General features: G+C 69.3%; 21 protein-coding genes and 1 pseudogene. 13 read left to right on the top strand and 9 right to left on the bottom strand.

The genetic code is table 11. The annotated features are described in order from the left end of the window. Window positions 1-81 precede the first annotated feature (81 nt). From ACFVW8_RS14450 to ACFVW8_RS14435, 4 genes are all read left to right on the top strand, one after another. The gene (locus tag ACFVW8_RS14450) at window positions 82-978 is read left to right on the top strand and encodes a LysR family transcriptional regulator (RefSeq protein WP_389689670.1); all 897 of its coding nucleotides are present in this window, start codon (window positions 82-84) and stop codon (window positions 976-978) included. A gap of 63 nt (window positions 979-1,041) precedes the next feature. Then, the gene (locus ACFVW8_RS14445) at window positions 1,042-1,521 is read left to right on the top strand and encodes an NUDIX domain-containing protein (RefSeq protein ID WP_389689668.1); all 480 of its coding nucleotides are present in this window, start codon (window positions 1,042-1,044) and stop codon (window positions 1,519-1,521) included. Window positions 1,522-1,643: 122 nt separating this feature from the next. Next, window positions 1,644-2,171, top strand: a complete 528-nt coding sequence (locus tag ACFVW8_RS14440) for a DUF2269 domain-containing protein (protein WP_389689666.1) — start codon at window positions 1,644-1,646, stop codon at window positions 2,169-2,171. 5 nt (window positions 2,172-2,176) lie between these two features. Next, the gene (locus tag ACFVW8_RS14435; RefSeq protein WP_389689664.1) at window positions 2,177-3,064 is read left to right on the top strand and encodes a GNAT family N-acetyltransferase; all 888 of its coding nucleotides are present in this window, start codon (window positions 2,177-2,179) and stop codon (window positions 3,062-3,064) included. Between the two features lie 41 nt (window positions 3,065-3,105). On the opposite strand, the gene ACFVW8_RS14430 is transcribed toward ACFVW8_RS14435, so the two are convergent. The 3 genes from ACFVW8_RS14430 to ACFVW8_RS14420 form a co-directional block, all read right to left on the bottom strand. Then, window positions 3,106-3,735 (bottom strand): hypothetical protein, encoded by a 630-nt coding sequence (locus ACFVW8_RS14430; protein WP_389689662.1) that lies wholly within the window; start codon window positions 3,733-3,735, stop codon window positions 3,106-3,108. Between the two features lie 71 nt (window positions 3,736-3,806). Next, window positions 3,807-4,232 carry a heme-binding protein gene (locus ACFVW8_RS14425; RefSeq protein ID WP_389689660.1) on the bottom strand — a complete coding sequence of 142 codons (426 nt, stop codon included), beginning with the start codon at window positions 4,230-4,232 and terminating at the stop codon, window positions 3,807-3,809. A gap of 72 nt (window positions 4,233-4,304) precedes the next feature. Then, window positions 4,305-5,516, bottom strand: a complete 1,212-nt coding sequence (locus tag ACFVW8_RS14420) for an MFS transporter (protein ID WP_389689658.1) — start codon at window positions 5,514-5,516, stop codon at window positions 4,305-4,307. A 139-nt stretch (window positions 5,517-5,655) separates the two neighbouring features. On the opposite strand from ACFVW8_RS14420, the gene ACFVW8_RS14415 reads away from it, so the two are divergent. From ACFVW8_RS14415 to ACFVW8_RS14405, 3 genes are read left to right on the top strand one after another with little or no spacing between them, the layout of a single operon-like run. Then, entirely contained in the window at window positions 5,656-6,114 is a 459-nt protein-coding gene (locus ACFVW8_RS14415) for a MarR family winged helix-turn-helix transcriptional regulator (protein WP_389689656.1), read from the top strand. A 47-nt stretch (window positions 6,115-6,161) separates the two neighbouring features. Next, the gene (locus ACFVW8_RS14410) at window positions 6,162-6,614 is read left to right on the top strand and encodes a GNAT family N-acetyltransferase (protein WP_389689654.1); all 453 of its coding nucleotides are present in this window, start codon (window positions 6,162-6,164) and stop codon (window positions 6,612-6,614) included. A 29-nt stretch (window positions 6,615-6,643) separates the two neighbouring features. Then, a complete protein-coding gene (locus tag ACFVW8_RS14405) occupies window positions 6,644-7,807 on the top strand; it encodes a winged helix DNA-binding domain-containing protein (RefSeq protein ID WP_389689652.1) in 1,164 nt (387 codons plus the stop codon). Between the two features lie 36 nt (window positions 7,808-7,843). On the opposite strand, the gene ACFVW8_RS14400 is transcribed toward ACFVW8_RS14405, so the two are convergent. After that, on the bottom strand, window positions 7,844-9,226 hold the full coding sequence (locus ACFVW8_RS14400) for a serine hydrolase domain-containing protein (protein WP_389689650.1): 1,383 nt from the start codon (window positions 9,224-9,226) through the stop codon (window positions 7,844-7,846). A 398-nt stretch (window positions 9,227-9,624) separates the two neighbouring features. Here ACFVW8_RS14400 and ACFVW8_RS14395 point away from each other — a divergent pair, with 398 nt between their 5' ends. After that, a complete protein-coding gene (locus tag ACFVW8_RS14395; RefSeq protein WP_389689648.1) occupies window positions 9,625-10,089 on the top strand; it encodes a hypothetical protein in 465 nt (154 codons plus the stop codon). Window positions 10,090-10,194: 105 nt separating this feature from the next. Here the strand turns inward: ACFVW8_RS14395 and ACFVW8_RS14390 are convergent, their stop codons facing one another. Continuing rightward, window positions 10,195-11,061: an NAD(P)H-binding protein gene (locus ACFVW8_RS14390; protein WP_389689646.1), complete on the bottom strand. Its 867-nt coding sequence runs from the start codon at window positions 11,059-11,061 to the stop codon at window positions 10,195-10,197. 78 nt (window positions 11,062-11,139) lie between these two features. Between ACFVW8_RS14390 and ACFVW8_RS14385 the strand changes: the two genes are divergently transcribed. From ACFVW8_RS14385 to ACFVW8_RS14370, 4 genes are all read left to right on the top strand, one after another. Beyond that, window positions 11,140-11,718, top strand: a complete 579-nt coding sequence (locus tag ACFVW8_RS14385) for a TetR/AcrR family transcriptional regulator (RefSeq protein WP_389689644.1) — start codon at window positions 11,140-11,142, stop codon at window positions 11,716-11,718. A gap of 289 nt (window positions 11,719-12,007) precedes the next feature. Then, on the top strand, window positions 12,008-12,547 hold the full coding sequence (locus tag ACFVW8_RS14380) for an ArsR/SmtB family transcription factor (RefSeq protein ID WP_389689642.1): 540 nt from the start codon (window positions 12,008-12,010) through the stop codon (window positions 12,545-12,547). Continuing rightward, a complete protein-coding gene (locus ACFVW8_RS14375; RefSeq protein WP_389689640.1) occupies window positions 12,544-13,839 on the top strand; it encodes an MFS transporter in 1,296 nt (431 codons plus the stop codon). The genes ACFVW8_RS14380 and ACFVW8_RS14375 overlap by 4 nt, the downstream gene beginning before the upstream one ends. Window positions 13,840-14,142: 303 nt before the next feature. Next, on the top strand, window positions 14,143-14,706 hold the full coding sequence (locus ACFVW8_RS14370) for a dihydrofolate reductase family protein (RefSeq protein WP_389689638.1): 564 nt from the start codon (window positions 14,143-14,145) through the stop codon (window positions 14,704-14,706). Window positions 14,707-14,794: 88 nt separating this feature from the next. On the opposite strand, the pseudogene ACFVW8_RS14365 reads toward ACFVW8_RS14370, so the two are convergent. Together ACFVW8_RS14365 and dnaB are read right to left on the bottom strand one after the other, a co-directional pair. After that, window positions 14,795-15,262: pseudogene (locus ACFVW8_RS14365) on the bottom strand (M15 family metallopeptidase); the annotation flags it as partial. Window positions 15,263-15,318: 56 nt separating this feature from the next. After that, window positions 15,319-16,797, bottom strand: coding sequence for a replicative DNA helicase (dnaB, locus tag ACFVW8_RS14360; protein WP_266780416.1), 1,479 nt, complete (start codon window positions 16,795-16,797; stop codon window positions 15,319-15,321). Window positions 16,798-17,256: 459 nt separating this feature from the next. On the opposite strand from dnaB, the gene ACFVW8_RS14355 reads away from it, so the two are divergent. Continuing rightward, window positions 17,257-18,594: an MATE family efflux transporter gene (locus ACFVW8_RS14355; RefSeq protein ID WP_389689636.1), complete on the top strand. Its 1,338-nt coding sequence runs from the start codon at window positions 17,257-17,259 to the stop codon at window positions 18,592-18,594. A 125-nt stretch (window positions 18,595-18,719) separates the two neighbouring features. Here the strand turns inward: ACFVW8_RS14355 and rplI are convergent, their stop codons facing one another. Both rplI and rpsR read right to left on the bottom strand, forming a co-directional pair. Continuing rightward, on the bottom strand, window positions 18,720-19,166 hold the full coding sequence (gene rplI / locus ACFVW8_RS14350) for a 50S ribosomal protein L9 (RefSeq protein ID WP_123460461.1): 447 nt from the start codon (window positions 19,164-19,166) through the stop codon (window positions 18,720-18,722). Between the two features lie 18 nt (window positions 19,167-19,184). Beyond that, entirely contained in the window at window positions 19,185-19,421 is a 237-nt protein-coding gene (gene rpsR, locus ACFVW8_RS14345) for a 30S ribosomal protein S18 (protein ID WP_003967857.1), read from the bottom strand. Window positions 19,422-19,439 lie beyond the last annotated feature (18 nt).

Raw genomic sequence — 19,439 nt, 5'->3', positions numbered from 1 at the left:
TCACAGTAGCGGCAGGGCCCTATCGGCATATTTATGGTTGTCCGGGTCCGACACGTCGCAGAAGGCGGGAGGGGACGGGGCATGGACCTGGCCCTTCTGCGCACGTTCGTCACCGTGCACCGGGCCGGTTCGTTCACCAGGGCCGCCGCTCTCCTCGGCCTCTCACAGCCCGCCGTGACCTCGCAGATACGCACGCTGGAGCGGCAGCTGGGCCGCCCGCTCTTCCTGCGCCGGGCCCGTGGTGTGACCCCCACGGCCATCGGGGACGAGCTCGCACACCGGGCGGCTCCCCACCTCGACGCGCTGGTGGAGATCACCGAGGCAGAGCTCGACGAGGAGTCCGGCGTTCGCACGCTGCATCTGGCCGGGCCACCGGAATTCACCTCGCTACGGGCCCTTCCCGCGCTCATGCCGCTGATCACCCAGGGCCTGGCCCTGCGCAGCGCGTTCTCGGCGAACACCGACGAGACGCTGGACGGCCTGGCCGCCGGACACCACGATCTGGCCATCGTGACAGCCCGCCCGCGCGGCGGGCTGCTCACCGCGACCCCGCTCTGCGACGAGGAACACGTGCTGGTCGCCGCGCCCCGCTGGGCCGGGCGTCTCGGCCCCGGGACCCTGCGGCGCAACGGCCCCGTCGTCCTGGAACAGCTGCCGGTGGTGGAGGTGCACGAGAGCCTGCCACTCGTCTCCCGGTACTGGTCCGCGGTCTTCGACAGCAGGCCGGCGGCCGCGGGGGCCGTCATCGCACCGGACCTCCGGGCAGTCCTGGAATGCACGGCAGCCGGCGCCGGGCTGGCGGTGCTGCCCCGCTATCTCTGCGAAGAGGCACTGGAGCGGGGGGAGGTGGTGGCGCTCCTCGACCCTCCCGTGCCACCGCTGCGCACCTATTTCCTCGCCGCACGGACCGGCACGCTCGCGCTGCCCCATCTCGCTCGCGCGCACGAGTGGCTGCTGCGTGCCGCAGCCGACTGGTGACCGCACAGCAGTCCGGCAGCGCTCAGGTGTTTCAGAAGCGGTCCAGCGGGCCACGCTCTTGCCATGACCGAACGTCCTGTGGTCAAGCGCACCGCACGCGCCATCCTGCTCGACGGCAACGACCTCATCCTCATCAAGCGCACCAAACCGGGGGTGGATCCCTACTGGCTCACACCGGGTGGCGGGGTCGAGCCCGAGGACGCGACCGTCGTGGACGCCCTGCACCGCGAGGTGGACGAGGAGCTCGGCGCCAAGATCACCGACGTGGTCCCCTGTTTCGTCGACACCGTGGAACACATCGAGAGCAACGGAGTGAAGGGCGTCAAGGTCCAGCACTTCTTCGTCTGCCGGCTCGATTCGATGGACCTGTCCCTGCGCCACGGCCCCGAGATCGACGAACCCTGCGGGGAGTACGACGTCGTACGGGTGCCGTTCAGCCGGGTCGGGATCGCGGCCGTCCATCTCGTACCGCTGTCGCTGCGGCACTATCTGGACGGCAACATCGAGGGCGTCCGCGCGATGCACGCGAACGACCTGGGCTGATCCACGCCGGGCGAGGCGAATGGGCCGGGTGGCTCTGCGCGGCTGTCTACGCCGAGGCCAGTACGGACGGATACTCCCCCGGACAGATGACCGGCCGGTCATCTCCCGGCAGCGTGTTTCACGTGAAACCACTCAAGCGCCGCCCCCGTCGAAGTCTCCTTGTCGCACACGTCGCGGTATCCGTCAGCTGGCTCGGACTCACCGTTGGTCTGCTGACGCTGGGCATCGCCGGCTTCACCTCCGGCGATGCAGCCACCGCACAGGCCGCAACCCGCGCCATGAAGATCTTCGGTGACTGGCTCGTCGTCCCGGTCGCGCTGCTCTCCCTCATCAGCGGCCTGGTCCTCTCGCTCCGCACCCCGTGGGGTCTGGCCAGGCACCGCTGGGTCTGGACGAAATTCTGGCTCACCCTGATCACGACGGTCCTGTCGGTCTTCTCCTTGCGCCCCGGCATCAACGAGGCCGCAGAACTCGGCAGAGCCGACATCAACCTGATCGTCGCTCCCTCGGTGGCCACGGCGACCTATCTCTTCATCACGGCCATCTCGGTACTGAAGCCGTGGGGACCGACCCGACGAGGCCGAAGGCTGCGGGTCTCGGCCAGATCCGATAAAGCGGTGGACGAGCGATCAGTGAGTCGGACAGCCTGACCCTCATGTCCAGCTCACTGCCCCGCCCGCTCGCCGGTCTACCAGTCCGGCGTCTCACCCGGGACGATCTGGTCCCCTGCGCCGACCTCAGCGAGGACCGCGGCTGGCCGCGTGACGAACACCGCTGGGGGCTGCTCCTCACGGCGGGAACGGCTTTCGGTATCGACGATCCCGACGGCAAAGGCCTGATGGCGACCTGTGTGGTGACCTCCTACGGCCCCCGCATGGCTGCCATCGGCATGATGCTGGTCGCCGGCCGTTATGCCCGGCAAGGGGTCGCCCGCTACCTCATGGACCGGACGATCGAGACGACCGGGGGCGCCCCTCTCAGCCTCTACGCAACGGCATCGGGCCGACCGCTCTACGAAAAGCTCGGGTTCGCCACGGTGGGGAGTGCCCAGCGGGTGAGCGGGCAATTCCGGCCGACCGGCGAGACCGGCGGTCCGGACGCGGCGGCTCGACCGGGCCTCGCTGTCCGTCCTGCCTCGGCCGGGGATCTTCAGGCCATGCTCCGGCTGGACGCGGAGGCCTTCGGACTCGACCGGACACACCTTCTGACACGTCTCCCGGCCTTCGCCGACCACCTGCGGGTGGCCGAGGACGGCGGGGAGCTCATCGGGTACGCGGCGCTCTGGCCGAGCGCGGGCAGTCATGTAGTCGGCCCGCTGATCGCGCGGGACACCGCCACGGCGAAGCTGCTCGTGACCTCGCTGGCCGGGGCGACCGACCGGCCACTGCGTGCCGACATCGACGCCCGTCACCAGGAGCTCCTCGACTGGCTCGGGGAGCACGGTCTCCAGCCCGGTTCCGAGACCACGGTGATGAGCCTCGGGGACCGGCAGCCGGGGGACTGGACACAGTGCTTCGCACCGCTGAGCGTGGCGACGGGCTGACGACCGGCCGGTGAACGGCCCGGAGAAGCAGGGACCTCAGGTCAGTTGTCGAACCAGACGGTGAGCCGGACGTTCTCGTCACCGTGCACGGCGGCGAGGGCTTCCATGACGGACCACACCGGCTTCCACTCGCCCTCCGCCGGCACAGCGTCACGGCGGAGCATCCGCTCCACCCGGTAGAGGCGCTCAGCGTCCCGCCACTCCGTGCCTTCCGGCCAGGTCTCCTCGCCGTAGCCGCCGGCCACACCTGCCGCGGGATCGACCGGCAGTCGGGCTGCCGCGGCGAACCGTGCGCTCCAGACCGCCTTGGAGACGAGGACCCAGCTCCCGTCCACCGCTTCGTACTCATGGATCCGGCGGTCCGTGGTCTCGGCCGGCTCGTCCCAGTCGACAGACTTCAGCTCGTCCCAGCCGATCCAGCTGGGGCTGTGCGCCGTGTCGTCCCATGCCTCGAATTCCGTGCGTGCGGCGTCGGACAGCAGCTCGGGCAGTCCGCGCTCCGCGGCGAGCGGAGCGAAGCCTGCGTGGTTGCGCACGCCGAACAGGCAGCCGAACGCATCGTAGTCCCGGCCCAGGTAGAGCAGTTCGAGATCGACGGCCCCGGACCACACGTCTTCCGGATCGGTCCACCGGGACCGGCACTCGACGAACCCATGAATGTCAGCTCCCATGTGCCGTGATTCTCCGGCCATATGGGAGCTGACACCAATGAATTACCTTGGCCCGCAAGGTGGATGCGGCCTCAGGAGAGGCTGCCCACGGCAGTGGTTGCGAACCCGTGGTCCTGCTCGGGCGCCCCGCCACCGACACCTACGGCACCGATCAGCCGGCCGTCACGGTGGACCGGGACACCGCCGGCGATGAAGAGCAACGGCCGGTCCAGTGCGGTCGGCAGGGTGTGGAAGAGCCCGCCCGGCTGGACCGCGTCGACCAGGTCGGCCGTCGGCGCGTTGAGCTGAAGTGCCGTGTACGCCTTGCGGGTGCTGGTCTCACCTGCGATGAGAACGGCCCGGTCGTCGCGGCGGAAGGACAGCAGATGGCCGCCCGCGTCGAGGACCGTGACGGCCGCGGCGACACCTGCGGTCTCGGCGGCCTTACGGGCCGCGTCGACGAGCGCCTCCGCGTCCTGCGTGGTCAGCGGGGCGACGGCGGCTGTGAGGGTGCTCATGGGATGGCTCCTTGGTGGGGTGCGTGCGGCGCGTTGCGACGCCGTGCGGTGCTGTGGGTGGGGGTGTTGGGGTCAGTGCCGGGCCGCGGGTACGGCGGCCGGCTCCGGGATGTGGGCGGCGACGAGACGGCTCCGGGTGGCCGTACGGCGCTCCAGGGCGCTGGAGACCACGGCGAGAACCAGGGCGGAGGCGGCGAGGACCGCGCCGACCCAGTTGGGCGCCGTGTAGCCGAGACCGGCTGCGATGACGATGCCGCCGAGCCAGGCCGACAGTGCGTTGCCGAGGTTGAAGGCGCCGATGTTCACGGCGGAGGCGAGGGTCGGGGCACCCGCCGCCTGATCGAGAACCCTCTTCTGCAGCGGGGGCACGGTCGCGAAGCCCAGGCCGCCGATCAGCACGATGGTGACGGCTGCCGCGATCTTGTTGTGGGCGGTCAGGGTGAACAGCGACAGCACTACGGCCAGCGCACCCAGCGACACGTACAGCAGAGGCATCAGATGGCGGTCGGCGAACTTGCCGCCGAGCAGGTTGCCACCGACCATGCCGAGTCCGAAGAGGACGAGCAGCCAGGTGACCGAGGAGGCCGAGTAGCCGGCGATCTCGGTCATCATCGGCGTGATGTAGGTGATCGCCGCGAAGACCCCGCCGAAGCCGAGCACCGTCATCGCCATGGCCAGCAGGACCTGCACGTTGCGGAACGCGGCCAGCTCGTGGCGGAGTCGGACGCCCTCGGCGCGGGGCTGGTCGGGGACGAGCCTGGCCACACCGAGGAGGCCGATGACGCCGAGTGCGGCGACGCCGAAGAACGTGGCCCGCCAGCCGACGCTCTGCCCGATGTAGGTGCCGAGCGGGACGCCGACGACGTTGGCGACGGTGAGGCCGGTGAACATCATGGCGATGGCACCGGCCTTCTTGTGCGGCGCGACCAGATCCGCCGCCACGACCGATCCGATGCCGAAGAAGGCACCGTGAGCCAGGGAGGCGATGACCCGGCCGGCGAGCATCACGCCGAAGACCGGCGCGGTCGCGGACACCACGTTGCCGATGACGAACAGCCCCATCAGGATCATCAGCATGCGTTTGCGAGTGACCCGGGTGCCGAGAACGGTCATCAGCGGGGCGCCGAGGACGACACCGAGCGCGTAGCCCGTGACGAGGAAGCCCGCGGTGGGGATCGAGACCTGGAAGTCCGCGGCCACCTCGGGGAGAAGCCCCATGATCACGAACTCGGTGGTTCCGATACCGAATGCCCCGATGGCGAGGGCGAGGAGCGCGAGCGGCATGGGTTTCACCTTCCCTGAAGATTGCGTCTGCGCCTTACGAGCGTCCACAATAATTGCAGACGCTGATTAATTGCAAGCGCGGGCTATTGCGTACGTCGCCTATCCTGGAGCCAAGCAGCTCCGGCACGGAGGAGAGACCATGACAGCGACGGACCCGGCACTCACCGCCCTCTCCCAGGGGTGGTGTGCGCTCTCCCTGCTTCACGGGAAGATCGAGGCCCATATTGAGCGCGCCCTGCAGAGCGGGCACGGCCTCAGCGTGCGGGAGTACTCACTACTGGACGTCCTGAGCCGGCAGCACAGCGGACCGGGCGGACATCTGCAGATGAAGCAGGTGGCCGACGCCGTCGTACTCAGCCAGAGCGCCACCACCCGCCTGGTCACCCGCCTCGAGGACCGCGGCCTGCTGACCCGGTACCTCTGCGACACCGACCGCAGGGGCATCTACACGGATGTCACCGAGGCCGGCCTCGCCCTGCTCGCCGAGGCCAGGCCGACCAATGACACCGCGCTGCGCGCCGCACTCGACGAGGCTGCCAGGAACCCCGAGCTGACCCCGCTCGTGCGGGCAGTCGAGGAGCTGAAGGTCCCCGTATAGCCCGATTGCCGCCGCACCGGCCGAGGCGGCTGCGTAGGCTGCGGATCATGAGCGATCTGGAAATACGTGCCGCGGATCCCGATGACCTCTCCGAGATCGTGGCCATGCTCGCCGACGATCCGCTGGGCGCCACGCGTGAGTCACCGGACGACCTCACCCCGTACCGGGCGGCTTTCCGGCGGCTGGCCGATGACCCGAACCAGCACCTGATGGTCGCCGTTCGCGCGGACCGCGTCGTCGGCACCCTCCAGCTGACGGTGATCCCCGGCCTCTCCCGACGCGGCTCGACACGCTCCGTCGTCGAAGGCGTCCGTGTCCACAAGGACGAGCGCGGCAGCGGACTCGGTACCCGGCTCATCCAGTGGGCGGTGGACGAATCCCGGCGCCAGGACTGCCAGTTGGTTCAGCTCACGTCCGACGCGACCCGCACCGACGCCCACCGTTTCTACGAACGGCTCGGCTTCGTCGCCAGCCATGTCGGCTTCAAGCTCGCTCTCTGACCGCAGCGCGGAATCCGAGGGGGTCCAAGGTGCACCGCATCAGCGACGAACAGCGCCGCATCAGACTTGCCAACCGTCACCTCCTGGCACCCGGCACGCGGGCCGACACCCCCGTTGCCGTGGCCGACGCCCTCATCGCACTGCATGCCACCGACGCCTCCACCGTCTTCCTGTCCGTCTGCGCCAGGCTCCGCGCTCCGGATATCGCCACGGTGGAGAAGTCGCTGTACGACGACGTCTCACTGGTCCGGATGCTCTCCATGCGCAACACCCTTTTCACCGTCTCGGAGGCCCTGGCCCCACAGATCGAGGCGTCGAACGCGCGCGCTGTGGCGGCCAAGGAACGCAGGACGTTCCTGAAACACCTGGCCGAGGACGGCAAGGGACTGGACGAACGCTGGCTGGCCGATGCCGAGGACGCCACTCTGGCGGCCCTCACCGCCCGCGGCACAGCAGCCGGCAGCGAGCTGTCCGCCGCCGTCCCCGCCCTGCGCACGAAGATCACGGTCTTCCCCGGAAAGAAGTACGAGGCGGTGCAGGGGGTGGCCTCTCGGGTCATCCGCATACTCGCCGCCGAGGGCCGCATCCGCCGGGACCGCCCGCGTGGCTCCTGGACATCCAGCCAGTTCCGCTGGACGGCTGCCGAGCCCCGGACCGTACCGCCCACGGCCGGGGCGCAGGCGGAGCTGGCCCTGCGCTGGCTCGGCTCGTACGGCCCCGCGTCCGAGGCAGACCTCAAGTGGTGGACGGGCTGGGGGCTCGGGCAGGTTCGCACGGCGCTGAAAGCCGTCGGAGCCGAGGAGGTAGGGCTCGACGACGGCTCCACCGCCTGGGTCGCACCGGGAGACATGGCGTCCGATCCGGCGCCGGAGCCCTGGGCCGCTCTGCTGCCCGCCCTCGACCCGAGCGCCATGGGCTGGGCCGACCGCGGTTTCCATCTCCCCACCGAGCACCGAGCGGCCCTCTTCGACCGCTCCGGCAACATCGGCCCCACCGTGTGGTGGAACGGCCGCATCGTGGGCGGCTGGGCTCAGCGTGCCGACGGCGAGCCGGTGTGGCGACTGCTGACCGACGCCGGCCGGGATGCCACCGCGGCCATCGAAGCGGAGGCATCCCGGCTGGCCGGCTGGGTGGGGGACGCACGGATCACTCCGCGCTTCCGCACCCCCCTGGAAAGGGAGTTGACGTCCTGACCGGCCCGGCGCGCCGTTTCACGTGAAACAAGACGCTCAACGCCCCAGGCCACGCCATCCGTTCTCGTCCACCCCGCCCGGAACGTCCGCTGCAGGATCGTACGGCTCGCGCGTGAAGACGAACGATCCCAGGTCCAGATGGTTCACGCTGCCGTCGTCGTTCCGGACGATCCGCAGTGTCTCCCCCGCGTAATAGCCGTCCAGCCCGATCCAGGTACCGTCAGGCCGTGCCGTGAAGCGAGCACCACGCCCTTCGCCGCGGAGTCCGCGGAGTTCCAGGCCGCGATCGGGGGTGAGGCGCAGGATGTTGGTACGCGTACCCCAGTACCAGGGGCCGGTCAGCGCAAGAAGTTCTGCGTCCACCTCCGGCAGTGGGCGCCATGGCTCCGGGATACGGGGCTCGGACTCGGCGACGATGTCCACGAGTTCGGCGGCGACTTCCCCGATGGGCGGCCCCGAGGTGGCGTTGGCGAACACGATGGCGGCCACATCGTCCTCGGCACAGAACCACAGAGCGGCCAGGAATCCAGGCAGCGACCCCGTATGTCCGACGAGTGTCCGGCCGTTCCTCCGGACCACCTGCAGCCCCAGGCCGTAATTGCCGTCCCAGTCCCCCGACTCGGGCGGGGTGGACGGTTCCTTCATCTCCGCCACTGAAGCGGCACGGAGCACCTGGTCGTCCCCCTCGGCCAGGAAGGCGGCGAACCGGAGGAGATCGGCCGTGGTGGACCAGAGCTGACCGGCCGGGGCCATCAGGCCGAGGTCCTCGGCCGGCTCGGGCAGGATGACGTCCGCCCACGGGTGGACGGCCCAGCCACCTGCATGCGGCGCCTCGGGCTCCGGACCCGTGCGGTGCATGCCCAGCGGCTCCAGGACCTCGCTCCGCAGTACCTGCGCCCACGGGGCGCCGCGCAGCGCCTCGATCAGCGCTCCGAGCACCGTGTAGCCGGGGTTGGAGTAGTGGTGCCGCCGGCCCGGCGGGTGCATCGTGGGCTGCTCACCGAGCACATCGGCGAGTCCGGGCCGCAGGCTGCCGGGGGTCCGTTCCCACCAGGGGGCGGGTGCCTCGGCGCCCAGTCCCGCGCTGTGTCCGAGCAGCTGATAAAGGGTGACGTCGCCTGCTCCCGTACCGGGCAGGTGCTTCTCCAGCGGATCGGACAGATCCAGCAGGCCCTCGTCACGCAGCCGCAGGACCAGCACCGCCGTGAACGTCTTGGTGAGGGAGCCGATTCGGAACTGGGTGTCCGCGTCGGGGGCATGGCCGTCGACACAGCTACGGGAGCCGTTCCAGACGGCCTGGCCCTGCCGCCGCACGGCGGCGACCACGGAGGGTGAGCGGCCCTCGGTCTGGGCGGTGGCGATGCGGTGCAGCAGAGCGCGCTGCGTACCGGGGAGGAACTGTTCAGCGGGAGATGTCATCACCAACAACTATCGCCCCGGCCTGCCCGGGGCGAACCCATTTCGCGGCCCCACGGTCCCGGCCGCGTACCGGTCCCCTCCCGAAGCCGCCGGCCGGGCCCTTACGGGACAGCCCGGGCCGGCCCCCGAGGCCGGCCGGCTCGGGTCTCACCCGCGTGAACGACGTATGCGCGGGACCTGAGCCGGATCCTGGACCAGGGCCGGTCCGCAGATCAGGACCGGGCGCGACCTGCGCGTCCGCGAGGCAGGAGTCTGCACTGAGGCGGCCGCGGCGCTCCTGAGCGTCCTCTCGCCTCCGTACCGGCCGGACCGACCGTGCCGCAGCTCCGTTCCGAGCCGTCTCCCCCTGACATCCGGGCGTCGGGGGCGCGATGCAGTCAGCGAAGGGATCAATCACCATGAACACCCGTAGGCCCCATGGACCGCACTCCGGCGCGGTCTCCGAGTCGCCATTCGCGGATCCAGGCATCCGGCAGGCGTTCCGTGGGACGACGCTGCTCGTCGGCTGTTACGCCGGACTCAGCGTGCTCGCCCTCATCGCCGTCGTCCTGCTGCGCAACCACCACGACCTGGTGACCGATGCCGTCTGGGTACGTGCGGTCATCGTCGTCGCCACCTCCATCCTGATGGTCTCCTTCGCCGTCCGGACAAGCCGCGGCCACAGCCGGTCCTATCTCCGGCTGCGGCTGGCCTCGGCCATCATGCTGGTGGCCATCGCGGTCATCATCGCGCTGCCCGGCGCCTTCCCGGTGTGGCTGAAGGTCGAGCAGGGTGTGTGCGGAGCACTGTTGGCCGGCGTCGTGATGGTGGTGAACGGCAAGAGGATGCGATCGGCCTTCGCCGCCGGACAAGTCCGTCCATGACGAGGGTCACCACGCAGACGGTCGGATACCCGGCCGGCGGCATATCACGACACACGGTGAACCAACACCCCCAGCGATGCGGTGCAGCCCCGCGGGCCTCACGACTCAGCGGAAGGCGGACTGGTGTGTGTCCAGGAACGCGGCGAAAGTACGCGGTTCGCGTCCGGTCAGGTTCTTGACCTCGGGCGTCGTCGCCGCCAGATATCCGGTGCCGACATCGGCCCAGAGGGAAGCGACATCATCCGCGAACTGTGCGGGGACACCGTGCGCCGTGAGCCGTGCCGCCATGTCGTCGCTGCTCAGGCCGATGACGTCGACGGGTTTGCCGAGGGCACCGGAGAGGTGCCCGGCGATCTCGGCCATGGTGAGTGGCTCCGGACCGGTCAGGACGAAAGTCCGGCCCGCGCCCGGGGGTTCGGTCAGCAGGACGGCCGCGCATGCGGCGATGTCGTAGCAGTCGATGTACGAGACCGGCGCATCGACCGCAGGGGCGATGAGACTGCCGTCGTCGCTGAACGTGCCTGCTCCGGTGATGAAGTTCTGCATGAAACCGCTGGGCTGGAGGAGGGCCCACTCGACACCTGACGCCTTCAGGTGCTGCTCGATGTCCCAGTGCGCGCCCTCCGCGAGTCTGCCGCCCTGGTGGGCGTGCCGGACAGAGACCTTGACGATCTTCCCGACGCCGACGCGCCCGGCCATGTCGATGACGGCCTTCTGCTGGGCAACCATGGGCTGCGGCGCTCCGTCGGCAGTGGGGACCGCGCCCGCGCCGTTGAGCAGGACCTGGTCGACGCCGACGAGCGCCGCGGCGATCGAGGCGGGGTCGTCGAAGTCCCCGACGACGTGCGGGCAGCCGAGCGCCCGGCCTTTGCCCGCATCCCTGACCAGTGCCTTGAACGGCACGTGGAGATCCAGGAGTTGCCGGACCAGATGCTTGCCGATGGATCCGGTGGCCCCGGTAACCAAGATCATGTGAAGCCCTTCGTCTAAAGTGAGGGGTCCTCGAAATAATAAGTCGAGGCATCCTCGATTTGGCAAGGGGGCCGGTGAATGAGCGGCACTGGAACACGCCGGCCGCGCGCCGACGCGCAGCGCAACCGCGAGCGCATCCTGGCGGCGGCCGACGGAGCGTTCCGCGAGCAGGGCACCGGAGCGTCACTGGAGGGGATCGCCCGCCAGGCCGGAGTCGCGGTCGGGACGCTGTACGGGCACTTCCCGAACCGACGCGCACTGTGTGCGGCCCTGCTGCGTGAGCGACACACGGCGCTCTTCGAGCTGGGCGGCGAACTACCGGAGCGGGAATCACCTTTGCCCGCCCTCGAGAAGTGGATGGGCGCCGTCGCGTTGCACGCAGCGGCCTACCGGGGACTTGCCGCGCTCCTGATGGAGAGTCTGGACGACCAGGCATCGGAACTGCACGAGGCGTGCGGGCGGATGGCCGCGATCACGGAGGGCCTGCTGACCGCCGCCCGAGAGGCGGGCATGGTCCGCAGCGAGGTCACGGCAGCGGACGTACACACGCTGATGAACGCCGCCGCCTGGATGCGTGAACAGGTACCGGAGGAATCCGCCGAGCACCTGCTGGGACTGCTGATCAACGGCCTGCGCTCCGGCGGCGAGAGCCGATGAGCAGCGGCGGTCGAGTTGCCCGCTGTCCGGGCCGCTCACCGTGTGAGCACTGAGGACGGAGTCGCGACAGCCGCGCACACGCGCCGACCGCGGCGAGCATGCGCGCACACCGGCGCGTGTTCCCTGGTGGCAGAGATGAGCCCCGAGAGCGACCCCACCCTCGTCAACCGGACGCGATACGGACCACGTTGCCCACTGCGGAGCGAAACCACCTCGCGCGGACAGCGCATTGCGGAACCGCGCGGAAACCCCCTTGCCCAATGGTCAAGAATCGTTGACCATTGGCCACATGACTGCCGATGACCTACCCGAGACGCTTCACGTCACCACTGACGCGCAACTGCGCGCCGTCTCCAACCTCACGCGCCACCGGATCATGGCGGTCCTCCGCTTCGAGCCGGCGACGATTACACAGATCGCCGAACGGATGGGACTCGCAAAGGGGAGTTCCAGCTATCACGTCCGGCTGCTCGAACGCGCCGGCCTCGTGAAGGTCGTACGAACGCGCAAGGTGCGGGGGGTCACCGAGCGGTACTACGCGATGGCCGCGCGGGCGATCGTGCTGCCGGACCCGGGCACGGGTCAGCCGGATGTGCTGATGCGGCATGCTGTGGCGGACCTGGAGGCCGCGCCCGCCGATGACGAACGCCAGGTGCGGATGGCTCATCTGCGGCTCACCGGGGAGCAGTTCGCGGAGCTGGGCGCGCGGCTGGATGCGCTGGCGGACGAGTACCAGGAACTGTCCGACCCGTCGCTTCCGGACGCGTCGCTCGCCTTCGCGCTGTTCCGGCCTGCACCACGCGAGCAGGCCGCGGGTGATGCCGAGTGACCTCGGACGCAAGGAAGTTGCCCGCCGGGTTCGGACGGCTGTGGACCGCGCAGACGGTGTCCTCGCTCGGTGACGGGGTCACGCATGCCGCGCTGCCGCTGCTCGCGTTGACGTTGACACGGGATCCGATGGCGCTGGCCGCCGTCACGGCCGCAGGCACGCTGCCGTGGCTGCTCTTCGGGATGCTCGGCGGTGCGCTGGTGGACCGCTGGGACCGCCGGCGCACGATGTGGGTCGCGGACATGGCGCGTGCGCTGCTGCTCGCGATACCTGCGGCGGCGGCCGCGCTCGACGTGCTGAGCATTGCACTGCTCGCGGCCGTCGCCTTCCTGCTCGGCCTCGGCGGACTGTTCTTCGACACGGCCGCCACGGCCTATCTGCCGCATCTGCTCGGTCGCGACACCGCGCTCCTGGAGCGCGCCAACTCCCGGCTGCGCGGCGCCCAGACCGCCATGTCCGGCTTCGCGGGGCCGCCTGCGGGAAGTGCGCTGCTCGCGCTCGGGCGGGCGGTTCCGCTGCTCGCCGACGCGGTGTCGTTCGCGCTCTCGGCACTGCTCGTACGGTCGCTGCCCGCCGCACCCCGGCCCGTGCCGGAGGCCCGCGAGTCGCTGCTCGGGCAGGCGCGGGCCGGTGCCTCGTACGTCTTCCGGGACCGGTTGCTTCTCGGGCTCGCACTCCGTCCGGCGGTGGGGAACATCGCCTTCCTCGCCGTGGAGACCGTGCTCGCCCTCTTCGCGCACGACCGTCTCGGCATCGGCACCTTCGGCTACGGCCTGCTCCTCACGGCCGAGGCCACCGGCGGCCTGCTCGGCGCGGGCATCGCCTCCTTCCTCGGCCGCCGGCTCGGCACCGGCACCGCGTTGACCTGCACGGCCGCGGTTGAGGGACTTGCCATCCTGGGGCTTGCCGCCGCCCCGAATCCGTACGTGGCGGGGCTCGCACTCGCCGCCTGCGGGGCGGGCATGGGTGCCACGATGGTGCTCGGGCCCTCGCTCCGGCAGGCGATCGTCCCGGCCCGGCTGATGGGCAGGGTCGCTTCCACCTCCCGCATGCTCGCCATGTGCGCCGCCCCGTTCGGCGCCTTCCTCGGCGGCTGGCTGGCCACCGCGTACGATCTGCGCACCCCGCTCTATGCCGCCGCCGGCCTCCTCCTGGCCATGACCGCCGTCACGGCCACCATGACCGGCAACCGCCGGGTCGAGGCGGCGCTGCGTGGCGCTGCCTCGGCCGACGGCCCAGGTCACCGGGAATCCGCGGATCCTGTACGGGAGAGTGCGCCCGAAATACAGTGATGCCTGCCCGGAGGATGCCACGAAGGACTGGGGCCCGGTGGCGGCCGACGGGTCGCCGCCCGTGCCGCCGCCGCCCCGGCCGAACCAGCCGACGTCGTCCCATTGCAGCCCAGCGGCGTGCTTCGCGGATGCGCGCAGCGACGCCGGCCGGCCGGATGGGCTCTGCCTTGACGCCGAACCGGTTACCGGGATGCGGCTGACCGCTGGTGACGACCAACGTCGGCGAGCCCGGATCGCGCACCGATGAGTTTCCCGCGCCGCGCTGGTCTACACCTCGGACGCCCGTGAAAGGAAGTCTGGGCCATGCGGACACTGATCTACGGCATGAATCTGACCCTGGACGGCTACACCGCCGCGCCCGGCGACGACATCGGCTGGAGCGAGCCGAGCGACGAGCTGTTCCAGTGGTGGCTCGACCACGAGCAGGCGAGTGGCCTGTCGCTGTACGGGCGAAAGCTGTGGGAGACGATGAGCTCCTACTGGCCGACCGGCGACCAGCAGCCCGACGCCACCCCGGCGCAGACCGAGTTCGCCCGGAACTGGCGGGACACGCCGAAGGTGGTGTTCTCCTCGACGATCGACACGGTCGACTGGAACGCCCGCCTGGTCTCCGGCGAAGCGATCGCCGAGATCACCCGGCTCAAGGCAGAGGACGGCGGCCCAATGAACATCGGCGGCGCCACGCTCGCCGGGGCGGCCATGCGCGCCGGGCTGATCGACGAGTACGTGATCGCCGCCCATCCGGTCCTGGTGGGCGGCGGCACGCCGTTCTTCAGCGCGCTGGACAGCTGGGTGAACCTGAACCTGGTGGAGACGCGGACGTTTCCCGGCGGCGTGGTCCTGACCAGGTACGAGAAAGCGCGCTGAGGCAGCAGCCACCGACTCGCTGGTCCCGCGGTGATGTCGTAAGCGGTATCGCTGTGACCTGCTGCTCTTCAGGCTGTCTCACGCCATGTCATGCCGAGTTCGTCTCAGAAGGCACGTCATTTCCAAGGGTGCCGGACTGCTTCCGGTGCGGCGGAGTCGGCGGTTGGTCGAGTTCCCTGGGGCCGTAGTAGGCGACTGCCGTTCCCGTTTCCAAGGCCCGGCAACGGTCTCCGTATGACCAGTGCCACCACTCAGTGGGGTAGTTGACCAGGCCGACAGCAGTGAGTGCGGAGCTCAGGATGTCCCGATGCGAGCGAGCCTCGTCGCTGATGCAGTCGGTTTGCATGTAACTGGCGCCCGCGCTCTCCTCCGGAGTCGCGTTCATACGCGTCCCCATGTCGAGTTCGCACCCGTCGAGATCAGCGAGCGTCACGTCAACAGCCGCGCCGGCACTGTGCGGTGCGATCTCAGGAGGAGACACATAGCGGCTGGCTGCCGAGCGAACCTGGTCGGCAGCCCATTCAGGATGTTCGGTTCGGTTCGGCTCGGCTCGTTCGAAGAGGGACTGTCCACGGTCTGCATAGGCAATTCGAGACCCTCTACAGACATCGGTCAGGTCTGTGCCATGTCCACGAAGCGCGAGTAGTGCCCCTGGAAGGCGACGGTGATCGTCGCCGTCGGACCGTTACGGTGCTTGGCCACGATCAGGTCCGCCTCGCCCGCCCGCGGTGACTCCTTCTCGTAGGCGTCCTCACGGTGCAGCAGGATCACCATGTCGGCGTCCTGCTCGATGGAACCGGACTCACGAAGGTCGGAGACCATCGGCTTCTTGTCCGTCCGCTGCTCGGGACCACGGTTCAGCTGGGACAGGGCAATGACGGGCAGTTGCAGCTCCTTCGCGAGGAGCTTGAGGTTCCGGGACATGTCCGAGACCTCCTGCTGACGGCTCTCGGCACGCTTCGAGCCACCGGACTGCATCAGCTGCAGATAGTCGATGACCACCAGCTTGAGGTCGTTGCGCTGCTTGAGACGACGGCACTTCGCCCGGATCTCCATCATGGAGAGGTTCGGGGAGTCGTCGATGTAGAGGGGGGCGGCGGAGACATCCGGCATACGCCGCGCCAGCCGCGTCCAGTCCTCGTCGGTCATGGTGCCGGAACGCATGTGGTGGAGCGCCACCCGCGCCTCGGCGGAGAGCAGGCGCATCGCGATCTCGTTCCGGCCCATCTCCAGGGAGAAAATCACGCTGGGCAGATTGCTCTTGATCGAGCAGGCCCGGGCGAAGTCCAGGGCGAGCGTGGACTTACCCATGGCGGGCCGGGCCGCGATCACGACCATCTGGCCCGGGTGGAGGCCGTTGGTCAGGGCGTCGAGGTCGGTGAAGCCGGTCGGAACACCGGTCATCTCGCCGCTGCGTGAACCGATCGCCTCGATCTCGTCGAGCGCGCCCTCCATGATGTCGCCGAGCGGCAGGTAGTCCTCACTGGTCCGCTGCTCGGTAACGGCGTAGATCTCGGCCTGGGCCGAGTTGACGATGTCGTCCACATCGCCGTCCGCCGCGTATCCCATCTGCGTGATCTTCGTGCCGGCCTCGACGAGACGGCGGAGCACCGCGCGCTCATGGACGATCTCCGCGTAGTACGAAGCATTCGCCGCGGTGGGCACCGACTGGACCAGGGTGTGCAGATACGGGGCTCCGCCCACCTTGGTGATCTCGCCACGCTTGACCAGCTCGGCTGCCACCGTGATCGGGTCGGCCGGCTCGCCCTTGGCATAGAGGTCGAGGATCGCCTGGAAGACGGTCTCGTGAGCGGGGCGGTAGAAATCGTGCCCCTTGATGATCTCCACGACATCCGCGATGGCGTCCTTGGACAGGAGCATGCCACCGAGGACCGACTGTTCCGCGTCGAGGTCCTGGGGCGGCACCCGCTCGAAACCGGGGGAACCGCCTTCCCAGCTGCTGCTCTCCCGGCCGCGGTCGTGCTGCTCTCCGCGGTCGCGGCCCTCGCCCCGACGCTGGCGGGAAACAGGCAGCCGGTCGCTGGGACCGGTGTCGGCCCAGGGGTCGTCCAACGGCTCGGGAATACTCATCCGGCCACCTCCTCCCGTCCGCTCCGCGGACCTAGCCGTGCCACTCTTTCTTACGGCACGGCACCGACAAACAAGACGCCCGACTCCGGTTGCGGTGTGTCGGGTTCTGCCGGTTTCCAGGGCCGAAACGGGGTGGGGGCGCCGCCCCACGGTAGGCCGCCCGGCACCGTCAGCCAATCTGGTTATCCACAGGGCATGTGGACGACGGACCAGATGCTGTGGAGAACCATGCAGAACCTGTGCACGGACCGGGGGACAGCACTGTGGACAAACTCATAGCACCCTCACCATGGCCGCTCTGACCTGCGGTTTCCCCATCCACCGGCTGTGGGGGAGAAAAACTTTCCGAGTCGGCGCAAGATCATGGCAACCCACGCACAGCAGAACACCGAACTCCCACAGATGTAAGGATCAATAGAGGATTGCATCTGTTACCTGTGGAAGATTAGATTGGCCTCCATGACCCAGGCACCGGCGAGCCCGCCACCCAGTCGCCGCCAGCACGACCGCGAGATCATCGCGCTCGCGGTTCCCGCCTTCGGCGCGCTCGTGGCCGAGCCCCTCTTCGTCATGGTCGACAGTGCGATCGTCGGCCACCTCGGGACCCCGCAGCTGGCCGGACTGGCCGTTGCCGCGGCTCTGCTCACGACGGCGGTGAGCATCTTCGTATTCCTTGCCTACGCCACCACGGCAGCAGTCGCCCGACGGGTCGGCGCCGGGGATCTGGCCTCCGCCATCCGCCAGGGCATGGACGGCATCTGGCTGGCCCTCCTGCTCGGCCTGGCCGTCATTGCTCTGACCCTCCCCCTGGCACCCTGGCTCGTGGGAGTCTTCGGCGCCTCCGATACCGCGGCCCCCTACGCCACCACCTATCTGCGGATCTCCAGCCTCGGCATCCCGGCCATGCTCGTGGTGCTGGCTGCGACCGGTGTGCTCCGGGGGCTGCAGAACACCCGCACCCCGCTGTATGTCGCCATCGGCGGCTTCGCCGCCAATGCGGCACTCAACGCGGGCCTCGTCTACGGGGCCGGTCTCGGCATTGCCGGTTCGGCCTGGGGCACGGTGATCGCACAGGTCGCGATGGCGGTCGCCTATCTCGTCGTAGTGGTCCGCGGCGCCCGACGGCACGGCGCCTCACTGCGCCCGGACGCCGCAGGCATCAGGGCCAGCGCCCAGGCGGGAGTCCCTCTCCTCGTCCGTACGCTGTCGCTCCGCGCCGTCCTGCTCATCGCCACCGGCGTCGCTGCCCGGCTGGGCGACACCGACATTGCCGCGCACCAGATCATCCTCTCCCTCTGGAGCCTGATGGCCTTCGCGCTGGACGCCATCGCTATCGCCGGCCAGGCCATCATCGGGCGGTATCTGGGCGCGGACGACACCAAGGGCGCACGTGAGGCCTGCCACCGCATGGTGCAGTGGGGCGTCGCCTCCGGCGTGGTATTCGGAGCGCTCATCGTTCTCGCCCGTCCACTCTTCGTGCCGTTGTTCACCAGCGACCAGTCCGTGCAGGACACTCTCTTCCCCGCCCTGCTGGTGGTGGCCCTGACCCAGCCGATCGCCGGGGTCGTCTTCGTCCTGGACGGGGTACTGATGGGAGCCGGAGACGGTCCGTATCTGGCCTGGGCCATGCTCGTCACCCTGGCCGTCTTCGCCCCGGCGGCCCTGCTCGTGCCCACCCTCGGCGGCGGGCTCACAGCGCTGTGGTGCGCGATGGCTCTGATGATGGTCGTCCGCATGGCGACCCTCTGGCTCCGCACCCGCTCCGGCAAGTGGCTGGTCACCGGCGCCGCTCGCTGAGTACCGGGTCCCTGGCTGTTTCACGTGAAACGGAGTAGGAACCCGGCAAGCCTCAAGCACGGAAACGGCGAAGGGCCGCACCTCTGAGGTGCGGCCCTTCACTGTTCTGCTGGAATGCAGCCTGGTCAGGCAGCAATAACCTCGATGCCGAGCTTCGCAGCGACCTCGGGGTGCAGACGCACGGACACCTGGTGTCCGCCGAGCGTCTTGATCGGCGAGCCGAGCTCGACGCGACGCTTGTCGACGTCCGGACCACCGGCAGCCTTGATCGCCGAGGCGATGTCGGCCGGGGTGACGGAGCCGAAGAGACGGCCGGCGTCGCCGGAGCGAACAGCCAGACGGACCTTCACGGCCTCGAGCTTGGACTTGATCTCGTTGGCCTGCTCGATCGTGGCGATCTCGTGGATCTTGCGGGCGCGGCGGATCTGCGCCACGTCCTTCTCGCCACCCTTGGTCCAGCGAATGGCAAAGCCACGCGGAACCAGGTAGTTACGGGCGTACCCGTCCTTGACGTCAACGACGTCGCCCGCAGCACCGAGGCCGGAGACCTCGTGGGTGAGGATGATCTTCATGATTCGGTCACCCTTCCCTTATCGCGCGGTGGACGTGTAGGGCAGCAGCGCCATCTCACGGCTGTTCTTGACAGCCGTGGCGACGTCACGCTGGTGCTGCGTGCAGTTGCCGGTGACGCGGCGGGCACGGATCTTGCCGCGGTCGGAAATGAACTTCCGCAGCATGTTCGTGTCCTTGTAGTCCACGTACTGGGTCTTGTCCTTGCAGAACGCGCAGACCTTCTTCTTAGGCTTGCGCACAGGCGGCTTCGCCATGGTGTTTCTCCTGTGTGA

This window comes from Streptomyces sp. NPDC058221, assembly GCF_042882365.1.
Lineage (GTDB): Bacteria > Actinomycetota > Actinomycetes > Streptomycetales > Streptomycetaceae > Streptomyces.
The sequence above is the reverse complement of the archived record's forward strand: the minus strand, read 5'-3'. Positions and strand labels throughout refer to the sequence as shown.